A 19,845-nucleotide genomic window follows, 5' to 3' on the forward strand; every position below is an offset into this window, starting at 1 on the left:
TTCCCGACGGGGACAAGGAAATCGCCTCGGCGCGTTACGCCGCGCTCAGAACCGCAGCAGGAAACGCACGATCTTCTTCGTCCGATCGGAGAAGAGCGTTTCGGTGAAAGCGCTGCCGGCCGCGCGTTTGCTGGCTTCCGAGCGGGTGGGGTAGGGGACGATGACGGAAGCGAGCTTTGAGATTTTAAGGCGTTCGCGCACCATGATCGACCAGGGGAGCAGCAACTCGCCGGCGTGGGCGCCGACGATCGTCGCACCCAGCACGCGGCCTTGTCTGTCCAGCACCGCCTTCACGAAGCCGTGGAGGTCGCGCTCCGCCTGGGCGCGGTCGTTCTCCTCGAAGCCCCAGCGCAGGATCTTGATCGCGCCTTCCCCGAAGCGCTCGACCGCCTGAGCTTCGCTCAAACCGACCTGCGCCAGTTCGGGGTCGGTGTAGGTGACCCATGGCGCCGCCGGGTCGTCGGCCTTGGCCCAGATCATCTTGAACAGCATCTGGCGGATGACGACGCCGGCGTGATAGCCCGCCATGTGGGTGAACTGCAGGCCGCCCGCGACGTCGCCGATCGCGAAGATGCGGCGGTTGGTCGTGCGCAGACGCCCGTCGACCTGAACGCCCCGCCGGTCGAAGGCGACCCCGGCCTTGTCCAGATCCAGACTGTCGACATTCGCGGCCCGGCCTACGGCGATCAACAGCCGGTCGCCTTCCAGCGTCTCCTCGCCCGCCTCGGTCTCGACCGTAAGTCGGATCGATCCGTCATCGCCCTGTGCGACGCCCGACGCCTTCGCGCCTTCGCGGAATGAGACGCCCTCCGCGCGCAGGCGCTCTATCACCACCGCCGCCGCCTCCGGGTCGTCCTTGCCCATCAGCCGCGCCGCTTCGACGACGGTGACGTCCGCGCCCAGGCGGCGGTGGGCCTGCGCCATCTCCAGTCCGATCGGCCCGCCGCCGACGACGAGGAGCCGGCCGATCGGCTTGTCGACCTCGAACAGCGTCTCGTTGGTCAGATAGGGAACCCGATCCAGGCCCGGGATCGGCGGGACGAAGGGGGACGAGCCGGTCGCGATCACGAAGTACTTGGCGCGCACCCGGGCGTCGCCGGCCTTGAGCTCGCGCTCCCCGGTGAAGCGGGCTTCGGCGCGGATCACCTGCACGCCCATGCCCTCGAAGCGCTCTTGGCTGTCGTTGGGCTCGATTGCGGCGATCACGCCGCGAACATGGGCGGCGACGCGCGCCATGTCGATTTCGGGCTCCGGCGCGTCGAGACCGAAGCGCCCGCCCTCGCGCCGCCCCTGGGCTTCGCGGGCGGCGGCGATCAGGGCTTTCGACGGCACGCAGCCGTAATTCAGGCAGTCGCCGCCCATCTCGCCCTTTTCGATCAGGACGACGCGCGCGCCCATCTGGCTCGCCCCCGCCGCGACGGACAGGCCGCCGCTCCCGGCGCCGATGACGCAGATGTCGGTCTCGATGATCTCGCTCATGGCCTGAGTGGGCTCCCCTCGTCGGCTTCCTGGATACGCCGATTAGGTGGGAGAGGCCAAGCGTCCCGGCCAGTGACGTGCGATCACGTTGACGTTAGGGAAACGGGAGAAGCCCCCCGGCTCCGGCGGGAGGGGGCGCAGGGATGCCGCTACTCCGCCAACGCCTTGGACGCGATCTCGTAGACGTCGCGGCTGAGGCCGTCGGCCGCCAGCACGCGCTCCAGCGCCGTCTTCATGCGGGCTTGGCGGTTGGCGTCGAAGCGCCGCCAATGACCCAGCGGGCCGATCAGTCGCGCCGCCACCTGCGGGTTGAGCCGGTCGAGCGCGATCGTCTGCTCCGCCAGGAAATCGTAGCCGGAGCCGTCGGGGCGGTTGAACTGCACCGGATTGCCGGCCGCGAAGGCGCCGAGGAGCGCGCGGACCTTGTTCGGCTTCTTCATCGAGAAGGCGGGGTCGTTCATCAACTCGCGCACGCGCGCGAGCGTGTCCGACTGGGGCGAGGCCGCCTGGACGGCGAACCATTTGTCCATCACCTGCTCGTCGTCCTTGAAGCGCGCCCGAAAGTCGGAAAGCGCCTCGTCCCGTCCCGGCAACGCGTAGGCGGCCATCAGCGACAGGCCGGCCATACGGTCGGTCATGTTGTTCGCCGCATCGTACTGCGTGCGGGCCAGTTCGGCCGCATCCGCCGTGCCGCCCGCGACCAGCAGGGCGAGGCTCGCGTTCTTCAGCGCGCGCTTGCCCGCCTGCGCCGCGTCCGGCGAGAAGGGCGCATTGGCGCGGCGCGTTTGATAGGCCGCCAGCAGATCCTCCTTCAGCGCGACCGCCATCGCGCGTTTCAACGCCTCGCGCGCGGTGTGGATCGCGTCCACGTCCACCGTCTTCATCTGCTCGCCGATATACTCTTCGCTGGGCAGGGTGAGGACCTGGGCCCGGAAGGCGTCGTCGAGGCTTTCATCGCTGAGCGTCTTCTGCATCGCGCGGATGAAGGCGGGATCGACCGTCGGCTCCTCATCGCGGGAGAGCGCCTCGATCATCTCGAGCAACAGGTCGCAGGCGTATTGCTGGCCAGCCTCCCAGCGCGCGAAAGGGTCGTCGTCGGCCGCCATAAGGAAGGCCCGTTGATCCCGGTCGAGCGGCTGGCTCAGTCGGATCGGCGCCGAAAATTCGCGGTTGAGCGAAGGCGTCGGCGCGCTGTCCAGCCCCTCGAAGACGAAGTCCTGACGATCCTCCGTCAGGTGCAGGATCGTCTCCGTCCCGAGCTCCGCCCCCTCCAGGCAGAGCGGGGCGGGACGGCCGTCGGCGTCGATCAACGCGGCCTTGATCGGGATGTGAAGCGCCGACTTCTTCGGCTGGCCCGGCGTCGGGCGCGTCGCCTGGGTGAGCGTAAGGCGATAGGTCTTGGCGTCCGGATCGAAGCGTCCCTCGGCCGAGACTTCCGGCGTCCCCGCCTGGGAATACCAGAGCTTGAAGCGGCTCAGATCCCGCTCGTTCGCGTCAGCCATGGCGGCGACGAAATCGTCGCAGGTGACGGCCTGGCCGTCGTGGCGCTCGAAATAGAGCCGCATGCCCTTCTGGAAGCCCTCTTCGCCCAGCAGGCTGTGCAGCATCCGGATCACCTCCGCGCCCTTCTCATAGACGGTCGCGGTGTAGAAGTTGTTGATCTCGATGTAGCTGTCGGGGCGCACGGGATGCGCCAGCGGGCCGGCGTCTTCCGGGAACTGCCGGGCGCGCAGCGCGCGGACGTCCTGAATGCGCTTGACGGGCCGCGAGCGCACGTCGGCCGTGAACTCTTGATCGCGGAAGACCGTCAGACCCTCCTTCAGGCTCAACTGGAACCAGTCGCGGCAGGTCACCCGGTTGCCGGTCCAATTGTGGAAATACTCATGCGCGACGATGGCTTCGATCGCGGCGAAGTCGCCGTCGGTCGCAGTTTCCGGGTCGGCCAGAACGTACTTCGCGTTGAAGACGTTCAGGCTTTTGTTCTCCATCGCGCCCATGTTGAAGTCGCTGACGGCGACGATGTTGAAGATGTCGAGATCGTATTCGAGGCCGAAGCGCTCCTCGTCCCAGCGCATGGAGCGCTTGAGGGCGTCCATCGCATATTCGGCGCGCGGCTCGTTGCCGTGCTCGACATAGATGTGAAGATCAACCTCCCGGCCCGACCGGGTGGTGAAGCGATCGCTCAGGCGGCCCAGATCGCCCGCCACCAGGGCGAAGAGGTAGCTCGGCTTGGGGAAGGGGTCGTCCCAGACGGCGTAGTGGCGGCCGTCGTCCAGACCGCCGCTCTCGACCAGGTTGCCGTTGGAGAGCAGCACCGGGTTCGCTTCCTTGTCGCCGCGGATCGTAACGCGAAAGGTGGAGAGCACGTCCGGGCGGTCCAGGAACGGCGCGATCCGACGAAAACCCTCAGCCTCGCACTGGGTGCAGAAGACGCCGTTGGAGCGGTAAAGCCCTTCGAGCCGCGTGTTGCTCTGCGGGTCGATCGCGACCCGGGCGGTGAGCGTGAAGCGTTCCGGAACCTGGGCGATCGAAAGCTGCTCGTCCGCCAGACGATAGCCGTCCTCGGGGACCGCCTCGCCGTCGATCTCCAGGCCCAGCAGCTCCATGCCCTCGGCGTTCAGCGTCAGGCTTTCGGCGTCGCCGTCGGTGCGCTCGACGCTAAGGCGCGCCTCGATGATCGTGCGCGAGGGGTCGAGATCGACGCTCAACTCCGTGCGCGGGATCGCGAAAGCGGGCGCGGTGTACTCGCTGAGCCGGATGACGGGCGGTTGCTCGGTCTTCATGAACGCTCCGATATGACGGGTGAGGGACGACGATCGGCGGGCGGGGCGCGCCGCGCGGTGCGTCTAACATCGGGTTCGGGGCGACTGCGTCAAGGGGGACGGGGCTCTCAGTAGAGCGGACGGCGCGTTTCGGCGGTGACGAAGACATAGCGTCGCGGCAGTGGGTTGGGCGCCCGTTCCGCCGCGCCGTGCAAGGCGTCCGGGCGGTTGGGGAACAGCACCAGCCGGTTGAAGCGATAGGCCAGGGTCTCCACGGCCTCGACCGCCGCGTCCGGCAGCGCGAAGGCGTCCTCCGCCCGGGCCGGCCGCTCGCCGCGAAAGCGGTAGAGCGTCAGTCCGCCGCCGGCCCCCTCGTCCTCCGGTGCGCGCAGGTACCACAGGCAGGAGAAAAGGCGCGCCGGATCGTCGAGGTGCGGCCCGCGATGGCTGGCCGGTGCGTCCGGGTTGGGCGAGATCGTCTCCAACCGCGCGTCGGTGATGATTTCGGCCGCGTCGGCGTTCGCGCCGTTCAACAGCGCGTAGCGCGGGGTCTCCAGATCGACATCGGCCGAATGGGCGGGCCAGTGATCGGCGAACAGCCGCCGGACGGCGCGGGTGACGTCCGGGCGGGTGTGACGCTCGGTGAAGGCGCGCCAGATTTCGGGATAGAAGGGAAGCGTCGTCATCAACCGCGCTTCGATCGGGATGCGGCTCGCCGGGCGGCCGCACCCCGCCGTCGGGTCCGGCGCGCTGTCCAACAGCGCGCGCGCCCGGTCCGTCGGCAGCGCCTCGTCGATCACCAGATGCGGGAAGGGATCGCGCCGGATGGCGGCCGGATCGGCCTTTGCGAGAAGCGTATCGGCGAGCATGATCTAAGGTAGCGTTTTCGCTGCGGCGCCCGCTATAGAAAAAGCCCCGCCGGCGCGCCGGCGGGGCCTTCTCGTCTCGGGCCGGGGGAGCCCCTCGAATCAGCCCTGAATGCGCACCGCGGTGAAGCGCTGCTCGCCGTCACGCTCAACGCGCAGCAGAACCGACTTGCGGTTCGCGTCCTGCGCTTTCTGGACGGCGGCGGCGACCTCGCCCGGCGTGGTCACCGGGTTCTGGTTCACCTCCAGGATCACGTCGCCCGGCTGAAGCGCCTTCTCGGCCGCGTCCGACCCCTCGGCGACGTCGGTCACGACGACGCCTTTGGTGTCGGGGTCGATCTCCAGCCGCTCGGCGATCTGGGCGTCGAGTTCCGCCAAGCTCAGCCCCAGCGCTTCGACGGAGACGACCGATTCGGAGCCGCCCGGGGCGTCGCCGCCGCCGTCCTCGGCGCGCAGCGCGGCGAGATCGACTTTCTCGAGCTCGCCCAGGGTGACTTCGAGCTCCTCGCGCTCGCCGTTGCGCCAGACGGCGACGTCGACGGTCTTGCCGACCTCGGTGTTGGCGACCATGCGGGGCAGGGCGCGGTGGTTCGGCACCTTTTCGCCGTTGAACTCGATGACCACGTCGCCCGACTTGAAGCCGGCCCGATCGGCGGGGCTGTCGTCATAGACGTTGGCGACCAGCGCGCCCATCGCTTCGGACAGGCCGAGGCTTTCGGCGATGTCGTCGGTCACGCCCTGGATGTTCACCCCGAGCCAACCGCGTTTGGTCGTGCCGAATTCGCGGATCTGCTGCACCACGCGCTCGGCTTGGTTCGAGGGAATGGCGAAGCCGATGCCGATAGAGCCGCCGCTTTGGCTGATGATCGCGGTGTTGATCCCGATCACTTCGCCGTCGAGGTTGAACAGCGGGCCGCCCGAGTTGCCGCGATTGATCGGCGCGTCGGTCTGAATGAAATTATCGTACGGACCGGCGTTGATGTCGCGGCCGCGCGCCGAGACGATGCCGGCGGTGACCGTGCCGCCGAAGCCCAGCGGATTGCCGATGGCGACCACCCAGTCGCCGATGCGCGCCGCGTCGCTGTCGCCGAAGGGCACCTGCGTCAGGTTATGCCCCTCGCCGACGGACAGCACCGCGATGTCCGTCTTCGGATCGGTGCCCAGCAGCTCGGCCGTCAGCTCTTCGTCGTTCTGCAGGATCACTTTGATCTCGTCGGCGCCGTCGATGACGTGGTTGTTGGTGACGACGATGCCGGCTTCAGCGTCGATGACGAAGCCGGAGCCGAGGCTCTGCGCCTGACGCGGCGGACCGCCGCCGCCGCGCGGGTCGCCGAAGCGCTCGAAGAAATCCTCCAACGGCGAACCGGGAGGCAGCCGGAAGCCCGGCCCTTGCTCGCCGCCTTCCATTTCCTGAGTGGTGGAGATGTTCACGACCGCCGGCAGCAACCGCTCGGCCAGATCGGCGAAGCCTTCGGGCGCGCCGCGCGCGTGCGCGCTGGCGGCGAGGACGATCGCCATGGTCAGGGCGAGCGTCGTCGCGATCGCGCGGCCCAGCCAAAGCCGGCCGGCGGCGGTCGCGGCGCGTGCGCGCCGGTGATGGGGGATGGGGTGAGACATGGTTTTGATCGTCTCCCGTATATGATGTCTGCGTCTGCCGGCCGAACGCCGCACGAAGCGGCGGAACCGGGCTGTTTCGCCGTAACCGGCCGGTCGGCGCGATCTCCACTCTGAAACAGTGCCGCGAAAGGGCGGGACTGACCAGAGATATAGCGGCGTCCGCGCCGCCGACCAGACTGGGAGACGATGTGGGACGGCGGGGACAGGTGATCAACGGGCGCCGCTCGTCAGGATGAAAATACCCTGATCTCGCCACAATTCGTTCCCCCGGGGGCCGCGCGCCAGGCGCCTCCGCTTGTTCCGGGGCGGCGCTCAACCGCGCGCCAGCCAGACGATGAAGGCGCCGACAAGCGCCGCGATCAAGCCGCCGCGGCGCAGACTCTCCGCCGGCAGACTCTGCGCCAACGCGGCCAGCCGCTTCGCGCCGTCGGGGAACAGCGCGTAGGCCAGCCCCTCTATCACCAGAACCAGGCCCAGCGCGCTCAGCAATGCGATCCAGAAATCATCCATGAGCCGAAGCGTGGCGAAATCGGGCCGGAAAGAAAAGCGCCCCGCCGGTCCGACCGACGGGGCGCTGATCGCATTGCAAGGCGACCGCGTGAGGCGGCCGATCAGTTCGCGGACCGATCGAGCATCGCCTCGTCGGGATCCTGGTCCTGGAAGTAGCGGAAGAACGCACTGTCCGGCGGCCCCACCAGCGTGGTGGTGTCCGGCGCCAGCCCCTTCTGCATCGCCTGCATGGAGCGCCAGAAGTCGAAGAACCCTTCGTCCTGCGTGTAGGCGGCGTTGTAGAGGTTCTGCGCCTGGGCGTCGCCCTCGCCGCGCAGCACTTCCGCCTTGCGCTGAGCCTCCGCGATGATGACGCGTCGCTGTTTGTCGGCGTCGGCGCGGATGCGCTGAGCCTCCTTGTCGCCTTCCGCGCGGATGCGCCGCGCTTCCTGCTCACGCTGAGTGGTCATCCGGCGATAGATCGCCTGACTGTTCTCCTCCGGCAGGTCCACGCGTTTGATGCGCACGTCGATCACTTCCACGCCGAGGTTGCGGGATTCCGTGTCGACCGAGTCCGCGATCCGCTCCATCAGGTCCGCCCGCTTTTCGGTCAGAACCGTCGACAAGGTTATCGAGCCGATCTGCGAGCGCAGCGCGTTGGCCAGGATCTGCGTCAACTGATCGCGGTAGCCCGCCTCGTTGCCGACCGACTGATAGAAGCGCAGCGGGTCGACGATGCGGTAGCGCGCGAACGCGTCGACCACCAACTGCTTCTGATCCAGCGTCGGGATCTCTTCACGCTCGGCGTCGAAATCGAGAATGCGCTTGTCGAAGTAGGTGGCCTTCTGAATGAAGGGAATCTTGAAGTGCAGACCGGGCTGGCCGACGATCCGCTGCACTTCGCCGAACTGACGGATCAGGACCTGTTCGGTCTCACGCACCGTGAAGGCGGCGCTCGACAGGACGATCAGGCCGACCGCCAGGAGGACTCCGATGATGATGCCGGTGCGTTTCATTGGGTCGTGCTCCTACCGGTGCTTTCCTGCTCCACCTGCCGCGGGTTGGTGCGGCCGGTGCGATCCTGATTGAGCGCGTCGAGCGGCAAATAGGGCAGCACGCCCGCGCCCCCCTGGCCGTTTTCAATCAGCACCTTCTCCATGTTCGCGAAGATGTTCTCCATGGTCTGGAGATAGATCCGCCGCTTGGTGACGTCCTGGGCCTGCTTGTATTCGGTCAGGATCGCCAGGAAGCGGTCTGTCTCACCCTCGGCCTGATTGATCTGCTCTTCCTTGTAGGCTTCGGCCTCGCGCACGATCTGCTCGGCCTGACCCTGAGCGCGGTTCGTCACCTCGTTCAGATAGGCGGTGGCCGTGTTGATCTTGCTTTCGCGGTCGGCCGCGGCCGCCTGCACGTCTCGGAACGCGTCGATCACGGTCGAGGGCGGATCCACCGACTGCGTCTCGATGTTGGTGATGAGAATGCCGGCCTCGTACGAGTCGAGAATCTGCTGCGTCAGATCCTGCGCCTGGTTCTCGACCTCGGTCCGGCCGCTGGTGCGCGCGAATTCGAAATTGGTCTGGCCGATGATCTCGCGCATCGCGGACTCGGCGGCGTTCTTCACCGTGTCGTCCGGATTGCGGATGTTGAAGAGATAGCGCCCGGCGTCGTTGATCTTCCAGAAGACCGTGAATTTGATGTCGATGATGTTCTCATCGCCGGTCAGCATCAGGCTTTCTTCCTCGACGTTGCGGGACGTCCCGCGGCCGCTGTCGCGAAAGCCGATGTTGGTCTGATTGACCGTGGTGACCTCCGGCAGGAGGACGTCGCCGATCGGGGCGGGGAAATTGTAGTTCAGGCCTTCGCCCGTGGTCTCCCACAACTCGCCGAAGACCAGCTCGACGCCCTGCTGGCTGGTGTCGACCGTATAGAAGCCGGTCGCCAGCCACACGGCCACCAGCACGCCGGCGATCACGCCGACCAGCTTGCCGCCGCCGAAGCCGCCCGGGATCATCTTCTTCAGACGCTCCTGCGCCTGCCGGACCAGCTCTTCCGCGTCGGGCGGTTGCGGTCCGCGACCGCCGCCGCCGCCGGGTCCGCGCCCCCACGGGCTTTGCGGGCCGCCGCCCCCGCCGCTGTTGCCGCCGCCGCCCCAGGGGCCGCCGCCGTTATTCTGCCAAGGCATGCTTTATCGCTCCGGTTCCATGATGCTCGCTCAGGCGTTTCGCCTCGCCCGCGTCGATCGCCCCCTTGGAGATCGCCCCTTAGAGGTAGTCGCATCCGCGCGCCGTGATCGACGGCGCGGGCATAACACTATCTTGTGCGGGGACGAATCAAGCCCGGTCCGCGCCTTTTTGCGCCGCGACGTCCGCGCCGCGTCGCCCGACCCGGACCCTTTGCGTCCCAACCCGCCTTCATATATGTACCCCAAGGCTCGCGCGCCAATGCTTTCCGCCCCGAAAGCGCGGCCGAGACCGGGCCCCGCGCGAAAAAGTCGCGACCCGCCCTCTGGCGGGCTCAAACAACCGGTATGGATGGAAGAACGGATCCCGCAATGGCCGACGTCACCGAAGCCCAGATCCTCGACGCTCTGCAAAGCGTGCAGGACCCCTTCGCCAAGCGAAGCGTGGTCTCGTGCGACATGATCTCCGGCATCGCGGTCAAGAACGGCATGGTGCAGTTCTCGATCGAGATCGACCCGGCGAAGGCCGGCGACTACGAGACCGTACGGCGCAAGGCCGAGGACGCCGTCGCCGCCATCCCCGGCGTCCTATCTTCGACGGCGGTGCTGACCGCCGAAAGCAAAGGCAAGGCGAAGGGCGGGACGCAGGGCGCCGGACCGAAGGGCGGCGCCGCCGCCGGCTCGCAGAACCCGCAGGGTGCGGGCGCGGGCTCCGGGACCAGCGGCGCCAAGAAGGGCGGCGCGGCCGGGATCAAGCACATCGTCGCCGTCGCCTCCGGCAAGGGCGGCGTCGGCAAGTCGACGACGGCGGTCAATCTGGCGTTGGGTCTGAAGGCGCTTGGCCTCAAGATCGGCATGCTGGACGCCGACGTTTACGGCCCCTCTCAGCCGCGCATGCTGGGGGTTTCCGGCCGACCCGAATCGCCGGACGGCAAGATCCTAAAGCCGATGGAGAATTACGGGATCAAGGCGATGTCGATGGGCTTTCTCGTCTCAGAGGACCAGCCGGTCGTCTGGCGCGGCCCGATGGTGATGGGCGCGCTGCAGCAGATGCTCGCCGACGTGGATTGGGGCGACCTCGACATCCTGATCGTCGATATGCCGCCGGGTACGGGCGACGCGCAGTTGACGATTTCGCAGAACACGCCGCTGTCCGGCGCGGTGATCGTCTCGACGCCCCAGGACATCGCGCTGCTCGACGCGCGCAAGGGTTTGAACATGTTCCGCAAGGTGGACGTGCCGGTGCTCGGCATCATCGAGAACATGTCGATGTATGTCTGCCCGAACTGCGGCCACGAGGCGCACGTCTTCGGCCACGGCGGCGCGAAGCGCGAGGCGGAGAAGCTGGGAACGCCCTTCCTCGGCGAGATCCCGCTCGACATCCTGATCCGCGAGACCTCCGACGGCGGGCGTCCGGTGGTGGTGAGCGAGCCTGACGGCCCGCACGCCAAGGCCTATCTCGCGATCGCCGAACAGGTGCGCGACTCCGTCCTCGGCGGGGCGCGCCAGGCGCCCAAGATCTCGATGGAGTAGGGAGCGCGATGGGCGGCGCGGCGCGGCTTCGGATCCTAGCGGCGGGGTTTCTCGCCGTGCTGGCCGCCGGCCTCGCCGCCGCGCCGACGGCGCGGGCGCTCGACGGACCCGAACGCGCGCTGATCGGCGCGATCAACGAGATCCGCGCGGAACGGGGGCTTGCGCCGCTGCGCTACGAGCCCCGCCTGGGTCGCATCGCGGAGGGCTATGCGGCCGCCTCCGCGCGCGGCGTCCGGCGCGACGATCCGGCCCTTGATGTGGCCGAACAGCTCTCCGACAGCGCGTACGCCTATCTCGCCATGCGCGCCTTTGTGGAAGGCGGCGACCTCGACCCTGTCGGGCAGGCGCGGGCCTGGGCCGCCGACCGCACGCGCCGGGAGGCGCTGCTCGACCCCGGCTTTGTCGAGATCGGGGCCGGCCATATCGCGCTCCCCCGCGCGCCGGCCGATCAACCGCAGCCGCCGCCTAACGTCTACAGCGTCGTCCTCGCCGCGCCGACCGGTCCCGCGGCGTCCGGCTGGGGCGATCGAATCCTGAGTTACGTCAACGCGTTCCGCGCCGAGAACGGCCTGATCCCGCTCAGCCGAAATCGGCTGCTCGATCAGGCGGCCCAGGCGCACGCCGAAGATATGGCGCGCCGGGACTTCTTCGCGCACCTCGCGCCGGAGGGAAGCGGACCCGCCGACCGGGTCGACCGTACCGGGTATCATTGGAGCGCGGTGCTGGAGAATCTCGCCGCCGGTCAGCCGACGCCTCGCGAGGTTGTCGACGGCTGGATCCGCTCGAAGACCGGCCACCGCGAGGCGATGCTCTCGAAGGACGTGCGCGAGATCGGCGTCGGGTATCGCTATCTGCCGCGCGACCGCGGGCGCTTGACGGTGCACCACTACTGGGCGATGACGCTGGCGGCGCCGCGCTAGCCTAGGCGGGTCCGCTTCGTTAGGCTTAAGCGCGCTCTGATCTCCGCCCGTCTGTCGTCCCAACCGCTGGACCGCCGTCGCCGATGACCGATCCCTCGACGCCCGATATTTTCGGACTGGCAGCGCCCGATCCGATACAGCCGGCGCTGCCGGAGATCGGCGCCGGGCCGGAGACGGCGACCGGCATCCTGCCGGCGCAGGGGATCAAGGCGGCCATCGAGCGCGGCGACCTGCGCGCGGATCGCGGGATCGACGAGGCGCAGATCCAGCCGGCCAGCCTCGATCTGCGCCTGGGCGCGCTCGCCTACAAGCTGCCGGCGAGCTTCCTGCCCGGCCCGACCAAGACGGTGGAGCAGAAGCTCGCGCAGTTCGCGTTGGAGCGGATCGCCCTCGACGGCCCGGACGGCGCGGTGCTGGAGCGGGGCTCGGTCTATCTCGTCCCGCTGCAGGAATCGGTAAGGCTGGGACGCCGCTGGTCGGGCTCGGCCAATCCCAAGAGCTCGACCGGGCGGCTGGACGTCTTCGCGCGGCTCATCACCGATCACGCCACCGAATTCGACGCCGTGCGCGAGCGCTATTGCGGGCCGCTCTATCTCGAGATCGCGCCGCGCTCCTTCCACGTGCGGGTGCGCGAAGGCTCGCGGCTCGCGCAGTTGCGTCTGCGCTTCGGCCGCCCGCGCACCTCCGACAGCTTCATCCGCGAGTTGAACGAACGCGCCCGGCTGGTGCATGACTCCGACGCCGACGCGCCGGGGGACGAGATCGACATCAAGCAGGGCGCGATCGCGCTGTCGGTCGATCTGAAGTCCGCCGGGCCGGACGAGATCGTCGGCTATCGCGCCAAACGGGCCGAGGATGCGATCGACGTCGACCGGGTCGGCGTCTGCGAGCCGGCCGCGTTCTGGGAGCCGATCCGCAAGCCCGAAAGCGGCGGCATCGTGCTCGGCGTGGACGAGTTCTTCATCCTCGCCTCCAAGGAGAAGGTGGCGATCCCGGCCGACTACGCCGCCGACATGGTCGCCTACGACACCCAGGTGGGGGAGTTCCGCGTCCATTACGCCGGCTTCTTCGACCCGGGCTTCGGCTATGAGGGCGATCGACCGGCGGGCGCGAAGATCGTCCTGGAGGTGCGCAGTCACGAGGTGCCCTTCTTGATCGACCACGGCCAGATCATGGGTCGCGTCCTGTTCGAGCGCCTGAGCCGCCCGACCGACCGCCCCTACGGATCCGGCATCGGCTCCAACTATCAGGGGCAGGCGCTGGCGCTCTCGAAGCAGTTCCGGCGGTAGGGGGCGGACCGCTCGAAGACCCCCCCCCTTCCCCCCGGAGGCGCCCCCGCGAAGGCGGGGGCCTCCAGCAACGCGCTCAAGCGATGGAGGGGGCGGGTCCCCGCCTTCGCGGGGACCCGCCCCGAAGGCTGGATTGACTTGATCCCCCCCCCTGCAGAACCGGAACCCGCGGCCAGCCTGGCCCCGCCCCCCGTCTTTCACAATCCCCCGGCCCGTGCCATAGCTTGGGAAAATCGACATCAACCGGGGGGACGCGATCCATGCATGCGCGCGCATTGAAGAAGATCTGGGAGGAGGGCGGCGTCGCCGTCGGCTGCATGCTGATGGCCGACAGCGCGATTACGGCGGAGACCCTGGCCCACGCCGGCTTCGACTTCCTGATCGTCGACCGCCAGCACGGCGGCATGGACGAGGGGACGGCGATCGCCATGACCACGGCGGTCGCCGGCGCGGGCTGCACGCCGATCATGCGGGTTCCCTCGAACGACGCGGCCGTGATCGGCCGGGCGCTCGACTGCGGGGCCGGCGGAATCATCGCGCCGCTGACCGACACGGCCGACGACGCCAAGGCGATCGTCGCCGCCAGCCATTACCCGCCCGAGGGGCGGCGCAGCTGGGGGCCGGTGCGCGCGGGGCTCACCGGCGGGCCGAACTACGCGGCCGAGGCGAACGCGGCCGTCTTCGCCTCCGGCATGATCGAGACGCGCGACGGTTTCGACGCGCTCGACGAAATCCTAGCGACGCCGAACCTGCACGGCCTGCTGGTCGGGCCGAACGATCTCGGCTTCACCTTCGGCAATCTGCCCAAGCCCATGCCGGACGACCCCGACGTGGTGGAGGCGATCAAGATCATCCCGAAAAAGGCGGCGGAGGCCGGCGTGATGGCCGGCATCCACTGCGGCGACGCCGAGATGGCGAATGAGATGATCGCGCTCGGCTACCGCTGGATCAGCCTGAACGTCGACCTGGCCTTCATGCGCGGCGCGGCGGAGAGCGCGCTGGGGCGATTGAAGCGCTAGGCCCTTGTTGCGCAGGCTTGGATCGGCTGGCACGATCCCCACACAAACAGGCGGAAAGACGCATCAAGCGGGAGGAGCAGTTCCATGAAAGCGCGCGCCGCGGTGGCCTTCGGGGCCGGCAAGCCGTTGTCGATCGAAGAGGTCGAGGTTGAGGGCCCCAAGGCGGGCGAGGTGGTGGTCGAGATCAAGGCGACCGGGATCTGCCACACCGACGCCTTCACGCTTTCGGGCGAGGATCCGGAAGGCGCCTTCCCCACCATCCTGGGCCATGAGGGCGCGGGCGTCGTCGTCGACGTCGGCCCGGACGTGCGGCATCTGAAGAAAGGGGATCACGTCATCCCCCTCTACACGCCCGAATGCCGGGAGTGCGAGTACTGCCTCAACCCCAAGACCAACCTGTGTCAGGCGATCCGCGGGACGCAGGGCCAGGGGGTGATGCCCGACGGCACCTCGCGCTTTTCGCTGAACGGCGAGAAGCTGTTGCACTATATGGGCTGCTCCACCTTCTCCAACATCACGGTGCTGCCGGAGATCGCGCTGGCCAAGATCCGCGACGACGCGCCCTTCGACAAGGTCTGCTACATCGGCTGCGGGGTGACGACGGGCATCGGCGCGGTGGTGAACACGGCCAAGGTCGAGCCGGGCTCCAACGTCGTGGTCTTCGGCCTGGGCGGCATCGGCCTCAACGTCATCCAGGGCGCGCGGATGGTGGGCGCCAACATGATCGTCGGCGTCGACATCAACCCCGACAAGAAGCCGATGGCGGAGCGCTTCGGCATGACCCACTTCGTCAATCCGAAGGAGGTCGAGGGCGATCTGGTCCCGCATCTGGTGGAACTGACCGGCGGCGGCGCCGACTACAGCTTCGAGTGCATCGGCAACGTGAACACCATGCGCCAGGCGCTCGAATGCGCGCACAAGGGCTGGGGCGAGAGCATAATCATCGGCGTCGCCGGCGCCGGCCAGGAAATCTCCACGCGGCCCTTCCAGCTGGTCACCGGCCGCAGCTGGCGCGGCACCGCCTTCGGCGGCGCGCGCGGGCGCACCGACGTGCCGCGGATCGTCGACTGGTACATGGACGGCAAGATCGAGATCGACCCGATGATCACCCACACCCTGCCGCTCGACCAGATCAACGAGGCCTTCGATCTGATGCATGAGGGCAAGTCGATCCGCTCGGTGGTGACGTTCTGAGGCGCGGGGCCCGTATGACCTTCGAGACGATCAGCGAGAACAAATGCTTCGGCGGGATCCAGGCGGTCTATCGCCATGAGAGCCGGGAGACCGGGACGGCGATGCGGGTCTCCGTCTACCACCCGCCGGAGGGGCTGGAGGGTCCGCCGCCGGTCCTCTATTGGCTGTCCGGGCTGACCTGCACGGAAGAGAACTTCACCGTGAAGGCGGGCGCCCAGCGTTGGGCGGCGGAGTACGGGATCGCCGTCGTGGCCCCCGACACCAGCCCGCGCGGCGAGGGCGTGCCGGACGAGGACGCCTACGATTTCGGCAGCGGCGCCGGTTTCTACGTCGACGCGACGGTCGCGCCGTGGGACCGGAACTACCGCATGTATTCCTACATCGCCGATGAACTGCCGACGCTGGCCGAGCGGGAGTTCGGCTTCGACGGCGCGCGGCGCGGGATCTTCGGCCATTCGATGGGCGGGCACGGCGCGCTCACCATCGCGCTCAAGCATCCCGACCGCTTCAAGTCGGTCTCCGCCTTCGCGCCGATCGCGGCCCCGGCGACGGTCCCGTGGGGCCAGAAGGCGCTGAAAGGCTATCTGGGATCGGACGAAGCGGCGTGGGCCGACTACGATTCCTGCAAGCTGGTGGAGGCGCGCGGCTGGCCGTCGGACATCCTGATCGACCAGGGCGACGCCGACCAATTCCTGACCGAGCAGCTTCGCCCGGAGCTGTTTCAGGAGGCCTGCAACCGCGCCGGGGTCGATCTGGAGCTGCGCCTGCAGCAGGGCTACGACCACAGCTATTTCTTCATCGCCACCTTCATGGGCGAGCATTTCGCCTGGCACGCGGAGCGGCTGGGCGTCTAGATGTCGGCGACGCTCACGTCCGGCAGGCGCGCTGGAACGCGGCCGGCGTCACCCCCACCACGCTCTTGAAGCAGCGCGTCAGATGCGCCTGGTCGCAGAAGCCGGCGTCCAGCGCGGCGTCCGCGGGGCTCGCGCCGGCGGCGAGCCGCCGCTTCGCGCGGATCACCCGGCGCGACAGGCGATAGGCGTGCGGCGTCACGCCCAGCGTCTTGCGGAAGCTGCGGATCAGCCGGTAGCGGCTGAAGCCGACCAGCGCCGCCAGATCCTCCAGCGACCAATCCTGATCCAGCGTCTCCTCGATCGCCTCGGCGACGCGCGCGACCGCGCGATCCTCGCGCCGCGCCAGGCGGGCGGGGTCCGGCCGCTCGCCGCAGCGCCGAATCAGCAGCGCCAGCGCCTCGACCAGCGCGCCGTCGCTCTGCAGCCGTTCGGCGTCCGCTTCGAGCAGCGCGTGCGCGCGGCGAAAGGCGTCGGTCACGGCCGGGTCGCCGACCAGCGCTTCCGGGAAATGCGGCGCCTCGCGCGGGCGGTCGGCCAACTCGCCCGCGATCTCGGCCATCAGCTCCTGCGCGGGATACATCATACGATAGCGATAGCCGGCCTCGCCCGGCCGCCCGTCATGCAGCTCGTGCGGGTCGAGGATGATGAGATCGCCGGCGCCGGCCGCATGCTCCTGTCCGCGGTAGCGATAGAACTCCACCCCCGCCTCGATCACGCCGAGCGCGTAGGTGTCGTGCACGTGCGGGGCGTAGACATGGCGGACGAACTGGGCCGACAGACACTCCAGATCGCGCCAACGCGGATCGCGCCAGAAGCGCGCCTCCTCGGCCGCGCCCAACGGCTCCGCCGCCAGGGCCGATTGCTGATCGATCGTTTGTTGGGTCATGACGGCGGAACGATAGCACGCAGCCTGCGGCCGCTCTTGTAGAATTGTGCGCGGTTGCGACCCGGTCGCCGTCGCATCGCTTCGATTTCGCAGCGGAGAGGTTGGTCGCCCTCGACGCCGCCGCCAGCGCCCGCGACGAGGGCGGCGCCGCGCACGGCGCGGGTGACGGCGTGCAGCAAAAGGGCGATGAGCGCGCGCCGCCCGGCCCTCCGGCGGATACGGCGACGCGGCGCGTCGATCTGTCCTACAAGGCGAGACGGGCCTCACAGCCCTATGAACTTGAGCTCGACGACGCCGTCTATCGCTTCGGCTCGGCGGCGCAGCTTCTGACCGACAGGTTGGAGATCTTGGAGTCGCGCTGGCCGGGCGTGCTGGAGCGGCTGGCGCAGGGCAAGAAGCGCACCAAGCGCCCCGTCGCGCGGCGTCGCGAGGATCTGTACGACAGGCCGCATCCGATCGAACACTCGGCCGAGCGCGCGAGCGGCTACTTCGTCGCGACGAACAATCGGGCCGACGAGGTTTTGGGGATCATGCGGCGCGCGTTGTTCGAGACCGGCGCGGCCGAAAACCCCGACCGGCAGGTGCGGCGCGGCTGACCTGACCCGCCCCGCCGCTAGAAGCCGGCGATCCGCCGCGCGGTTTCCGGATCGCGGAAGCCGGCGACCGTTGCCTCCGTTTCCAGCGCCATGGCGCGCTCCAGATCCTCGGCCGCCAATCCGTAGGCGAGGCAACGTTTGAGGGCTGCGACCGGCCCGGGCGGCAGGGCGGCGACCCGGGCTGCGAGCGCGCGGGCGTTCTCTTCCAGCGCTTCCTCGGGGACGACATCGTGCAACAGACCCCAGCGCTTCGCGTCCTCGGCCTCGAAGCGCTCGCCGAACAGGATAAGCTCGCGCGCCTTGGCGAGCCCGACGAGCCGCGGCAGCAAGGCGGTCACGGCCCCGGTGACGAACAGGCCCCAGGAGACCTCCGGGAAGAAGAAGCGCGTCCCCCGGGACGCCACCGCCAGGTCGCAGTTGATCACCCACTCCAGGCCGCCGCCCACGGCCCAGCCGCGGATCGCGCCGATCACGGGCGTGCGACCCAGCACCAGGGCGCGGGTGACGTCCTGGATCGCCTCGACATAGGTGCGGCTGGCGCCCTCGCTGTCGCCGGCCTGGGCGTCGAACTCCTTCAGATCGTCGCCGGCGCAGAAGGCGCGGCCTTCACCGGTCAGCAGGATCGCCTGGACGGCCGGGTCGGCGTCGGCCGCGCGCAGCGCCGCCGTCAGGTCGGCCAGCAAGGCCGGGTTGATCGCGTTCAACCGATCCGGCCGGTTGAGGCTGACGCGCCGCACGCCGTCGCCGATATCCTGCACCAAGACCGCCTCGCCCATGATCCGCTCCTACCCGTCCTCGTCCAGGCGCACCACGCGCCGCGTTTTGCCCTCGGTGCGCGGCAGCGCGCCGAACTCCAGCATGTGGACCGTCGCGCTGACGCCCAACTCGCTTTTGATCCGCGCTTCGAGGGCGCGGGCCAGCGCGTCGTCCGGCGCTCGGCCTTCCGCCGCCTCGGCCTGAACCGGCAGTCTGTCGTAGGGGCCGGGCCCGGGCAGTGCGATGCGGTACTCCCCCGACAACCCCGCCTGCGCCGTGACGCAGGCCGCGATCTGGGTGGGGAAGATGTTGATCCCGCGCACCACCACCATGTCGTCCGCCCGGCCGACGACCCGGAAGCGCGGGCTCGTCCGTCCGCAGGGCGCGCGGTCGGTCGCGACCAGGTCGATCACGTCGCCGGTTCGGAAACGCGCCAGCGGCTGGCATTCCCGCGCCATATGGGTCAGCACCAATTCGCCGCGCTCGCCGGCGCGCCACGGTTTCGGGGCGCCGCTGTCGGGGTCGATCAGCTCGGGGTGCAGCACGTCCAGCGCCATGAAGTGCAAGCTTGAGTCCGCCGCCGTCTGGGCCGCGAAATTGCAGAAGACGTCCGAGACGCCGTAATTCGCGTTGCGCGCCTGAAACCCCCAGACGCCCTCCAGCCGGGCGCGGAAGGCCGGATCGTCGAGGCCCGGCTCCCCCCCGAAGAGGCCGAGTTCGAGCCGCAGATCGGCGGGCGCGAGGTCGGGGAAGTCGTCGGCGATCACGCGTTCGAGGACGGCCGGGTAGCTGGGCGTGCACGAAATCGCCTGGACGCCCAGCTCGCGGATGGTGCGGATCAGCATCCGACTGTCGCCGACGCCGAAGGGGACGACCGTCGCGCCCGCGGCCTCCAGGGTCGTGTGGTCGGTGAAGCCGCCCATCCAGAGCCGATAGTTGAGGCAATGGACGACCCGCACGCCCGGCGCGAGGCCGGCGGCGCGCTGCGCCCGCGCGCCGACGATCGCCGTTTGATGCGCGTCCTCTGCGGAGAGCGCGAGAGTCATGGCCTGGCCGGTCGTGCCGGAGGTGCGATGGACGCGGGCGATTCGCTCCGGAGGCGCCGCGAGATAAGAGCCGAAGGGCGGATGCGCCGACTGATCCTCCCGGAGCGTCGCCTTGTCGATCAGCGGAAGGTCGGGCAGGTCCTCCAAGCGCTCCGGCGGGGCGGCCCCGTCCCAGGCCGCGTGCAGGAAGGCGGAGGCGGCGAGCCGAGCGCGCTGGTCTTCCCACAGCGTTTGGCGCCGGCGCGCCAGCGCCTCCAGCTCCGCAAAATCCGCTCCATCCGCCAGCGCCTCTCTCATCGCGCGCTCTTTCTAAAAACTGATAATGATGTCATTATCAGTTTTGAGCAACGCCGATGCGCG

The 19,845-nt window shown here is 68.9% G+C and carries 17 protein-coding genes; 7 read left to right on the top strand and 10 right to left on the bottom strand.

Annotated features, from left to right (window positions below):
* Positions 1–45: 45 nt before the first annotated feature.
* The 7 genes from RIB45_RS08155 to hflK form a co-directional block, all read right to left on the bottom strand.
* Positions 46–1,479: a dihydrolipoyl dehydrogenase family protein gene (locus RIB45_RS08155; RefSeq protein WP_350049750.1), complete on the bottom strand. Its 1,434-nt coding sequence runs from the start codon at positions 1,477–1,479 to the stop codon at positions 46–48.
* Between the two features lie 149 nt (positions 1,480–1,628).
* Positions 1,629–4,262: an aminopeptidase N gene (pepN, locus tag RIB45_RS08160; protein WP_350049751.1), complete on the bottom strand. Its 2,634-nt coding sequence runs from the start codon at positions 4,260–4,262 to the stop codon at positions 1,629–1,631.
* Positions 4,263–4,369: 107 nt separating this feature from the next.
* The gene (locus tag RIB45_RS08165; RefSeq protein ID WP_350049752.1) at positions 4,370–5,110 is read right to left on the bottom strand and encodes a 2OG-Fe(II) oxygenase; all 741 of its coding nucleotides are present in this window, start codon (positions 5,108–5,110) and stop codon (positions 4,370–4,372) included.
* Between the two features lie 99 nt (positions 5,111–5,209).
* Entirely contained in the window at positions 5,210–6,724 is a 1,515-nt protein-coding gene (locus tag RIB45_RS08170; RefSeq protein WP_350049753.1) for a DegQ family serine endoprotease, read from the bottom strand.
* Between the two features lie 312 nt (positions 6,725–7,036).
* Positions 7,037–7,234, bottom strand: coding sequence for a DUF2065 domain-containing protein (locus RIB45_RS08175; RefSeq protein ID WP_350049754.1), 198 nt, complete (start codon positions 7,232–7,234; stop codon positions 7,037–7,039).
* 101 nt (positions 7,235–7,335) lie between these two features.
* Positions 7,336–8,229 (bottom strand): protease modulator HflC, encoded by an 894-nt coding sequence (gene hflC / locus RIB45_RS08180; protein ID WP_350049755.1) that lies wholly within the window; start codon positions 8,227–8,229, stop codon positions 7,336–7,338.
* Positions 8,226–9,395: an FtsH protease activity modulator HflK gene (gene hflK / locus RIB45_RS08185; RefSeq protein ID WP_350049756.1), complete on the bottom strand. Its 1,170-nt coding sequence runs from the start codon at positions 9,393–9,395 to the stop codon at positions 8,226–8,228. The genes hflC and hflK overlap by 4 nt, the downstream gene beginning before the upstream one ends.
* Positions 9,396–9,764: 369 nt before the next feature.
* On the opposite strand from hflK, the gene apbC reads away from it, so the two are divergent.
* The 6 genes from apbC to fghA all read left to right on the top strand — a co-directional run bounded on the left by apbC (position 9,765) and on the right by fghA (position 16,201).
* On the top strand, positions 9,765–10,925 hold the full coding sequence (gene apbC / locus RIB45_RS08190) for an iron-sulfur cluster carrier protein ApbC (protein WP_350049757.1): 1,161 nt from the start codon (positions 9,765–9,767) through the stop codon (positions 10,923–10,925).
* An 8-nt stretch (positions 10,926–10,933) separates the two neighbouring features.
* Positions 10,934–11,845: a CAP domain-containing protein gene (locus RIB45_RS08195; RefSeq protein ID WP_350049758.1), complete on the top strand. Its 912-nt coding sequence runs from the start codon at positions 10,934–10,936 to the stop codon at positions 11,843–11,845.
* Between the two features lie 83 nt (positions 11,846–11,928).
* Positions 11,929–13,134, top strand: a complete 1,206-nt coding sequence (locus tag RIB45_RS08200) for a 2'-deoxycytidine 5'-triphosphate deaminase (protein WP_350049759.1) — start codon at positions 11,929–11,931, stop codon at positions 13,132–13,134.
* Between the two features lie 260 nt (positions 13,135–13,394).
* The gene (locus RIB45_RS08205; RefSeq protein ID WP_350049760.1) at positions 13,395–14,153 is read left to right on the top strand and encodes an HpcH/HpaI aldolase family protein; all 759 of its coding nucleotides are present in this window, start codon (positions 13,395–13,397) and stop codon (positions 14,151–14,153) included.
* Between the two features lie 84 nt (positions 14,154–14,237).
* Positions 14,238–15,347 (top strand): S-(hydroxymethyl)glutathione dehydrogenase/class III alcohol dehydrogenase, encoded by a 1,110-nt coding sequence (locus tag RIB45_RS08210; RefSeq protein ID WP_350049761.1) that lies wholly within the window; start codon positions 14,238–14,240, stop codon positions 15,345–15,347.
* 14 nt (positions 15,348–15,361) lie between these two features.
* Positions 15,362–16,201, top strand: coding sequence for an S-formylglutathione hydrolase (gene fghA, locus RIB45_RS08215; protein WP_350049762.1), 840 nt, complete (start codon positions 15,362–15,364; stop codon positions 16,199–16,201).
* A 13-nt stretch (positions 16,202–16,214) separates the two neighbouring features.
* Here the strand turns inward: fghA and RIB45_RS08220 are convergent, their stop codons facing one another.
* Positions 16,215–17,087 (bottom strand): AraC family transcriptional regulator, encoded by an 873-nt coding sequence (locus RIB45_RS08220; RefSeq protein WP_350049763.1) that lies wholly within the window; start codon positions 17,085–17,087, stop codon positions 16,215–16,217.
* Between the two features lie 101 nt (positions 17,088–17,188).
* Between RIB45_RS08220 and RIB45_RS08225 the strand changes: the two genes are divergently transcribed.
* Positions 17,189–17,683, top strand: a complete 495-nt coding sequence (locus tag RIB45_RS08225; protein WP_350049764.1) for a hypothetical protein — start codon at positions 17,189–17,191, stop codon at positions 17,681–17,683.
* A gap of 17 nt (positions 17,684–17,700) precedes the next feature.
* On the opposite strand, the gene RIB45_RS08230 is transcribed toward RIB45_RS08225, so the two are convergent.
* Both RIB45_RS08230 and RIB45_RS08235 read right to left on the bottom strand, forming a co-directional pair.
* A complete protein-coding gene (locus RIB45_RS08230; RefSeq protein ID WP_350049765.1) occupies positions 17,701–18,459 on the bottom strand; it encodes an enoyl-CoA hydratase/isomerase family protein in 759 nt (252 codons plus the stop codon).
* Between the two features lie 9 nt (positions 18,460–18,468).
* Positions 18,469–19,782 carry a phenylacetate--CoA ligase family protein gene (locus tag RIB45_RS08235; protein WP_350049766.1) on the bottom strand — a complete coding sequence of 438 codons (1,314 nt, stop codon included), beginning with the start codon at positions 19,780–19,782 and terminating at the stop codon, positions 18,469–18,471.
* Positions 19,783–19,845: the final 63 nt, after the last annotated feature.

Origin of the sequence: Marivibrio sp. (assembly GCF_040218065.1) — a bacterium.
GTDB lineage: Bacteria > Pseudomonadota > Alphaproteobacteria > UBA8366 > Aestuariispiraceae > Marivibrio.

What these genes read in the sequence shown, in the direction of transcription:
- hflC (WP_350049755.1), bottom strand. Translation starts at nt 8,229, where the DNA reads ATGAAACGCACCGGCATCATCATCGGAGTCCTCCTGGCGGTCGGCCTG.
- apbC (WP_350049757.1), top strand. Translation starts at nt 9,765, where the DNA reads ATGGCCGACGTCACCGAAGCCCAGATCCTCGACGCTCTGCAAAGCGTG.
- RIB45_RS08200 (WP_350049759.1), top strand. Translation starts at nt 11,929, where the DNA reads ATGACCGATCCCTCGACGCCCGATATTTTCGGACTGGCAGCGCCCGAT.
- RIB45_RS08170 (WP_350049753.1), bottom strand. Translation starts at nt 6,724, where the DNA reads ATGTCTCACCCCATCCCCCATCACCGGCGCGCACGCGCCGCGACCGCC.
- RIB45_RS08230 (WP_350049765.1), bottom strand. Translation starts at nt 18,459, where the DNA reads ATGGGCGAGGCGGTCTTGGTGCAGGATATCGGCGACGGCGTGCGGCGC.
- RIB45_RS08235 (WP_350049766.1), bottom strand. Translation starts at nt 19,782, where the DNA reads ATGAGAGAGGCGCTGGCGGATGGAGCGGATTTTGCGGAGCTGGAGGCG.
- RIB45_RS08220 (WP_350049763.1), bottom strand. Translation starts at nt 17,087, where the DNA reads ATGACCCAACAAACGATCGATCAGCAATCGGCCCTGGCGGCGGAGCCG.
- RIB45_RS08195 (WP_350049758.1), top strand. Translation starts at nt 10,934, where the DNA reads ATGGGCGGCGCGGCGCGGCTTCGGATCCTAGCGGCGGGGTTTCTCGCC.
- fghA (WP_350049762.1), top strand. Translation starts at nt 15,362, where the DNA reads ATGACCTTCGAGACGATCAGCGAGAACAAATGCTTCGGCGGGATCCAG.
- RIB45_RS08210 (WP_350049761.1), top strand. Translation starts at nt 14,238, where the DNA reads ATGAAAGCGCGCGCCGCGGTGGCCTTCGGGGCCGGCAAGCCGTTGTCG.
- RIB45_RS08205 (WP_350049760.1), top strand. Translation starts at nt 13,395, where the DNA reads ATGCATGCGCGCGCATTGAAGAAGATCTGGGAGGAGGGCGGCGTCGCC.
- pepN (WP_350049751.1), bottom strand. Translation starts at nt 4,262, where the DNA reads ATGAAGACCGAGCAACCGCCCGTCATCCGGCTCAGCGAGTACACCGCG.
- RIB45_RS08165 (WP_350049752.1), bottom strand. Translation starts at nt 5,110, where the DNA reads ATGCTCGCCGATACGCTTCTCGCAAAGGCCGATCCGGCCGCCATCCGG.
- RIB45_RS08175 (WP_350049754.1), bottom strand. Translation starts at nt 7,234, where the DNA reads ATGGATGATTTCTGGATCGCATTGCTGAGCGCGCTGGGCCTGGTTCTG.
- hflK (WP_350049756.1), bottom strand. Translation starts at nt 9,395, where the DNA reads ATGCCTTGGCAGAATAACGGCGGCGGCCCCTGGGGCGGCGGCGGCAAC.
- RIB45_RS08155 (WP_350049750.1), bottom strand. Translation starts at nt 1,479, where the DNA reads ATGAGCGAGATCATCGAGACCGACATCTGCGTCATCGGCGCCGGGAGC.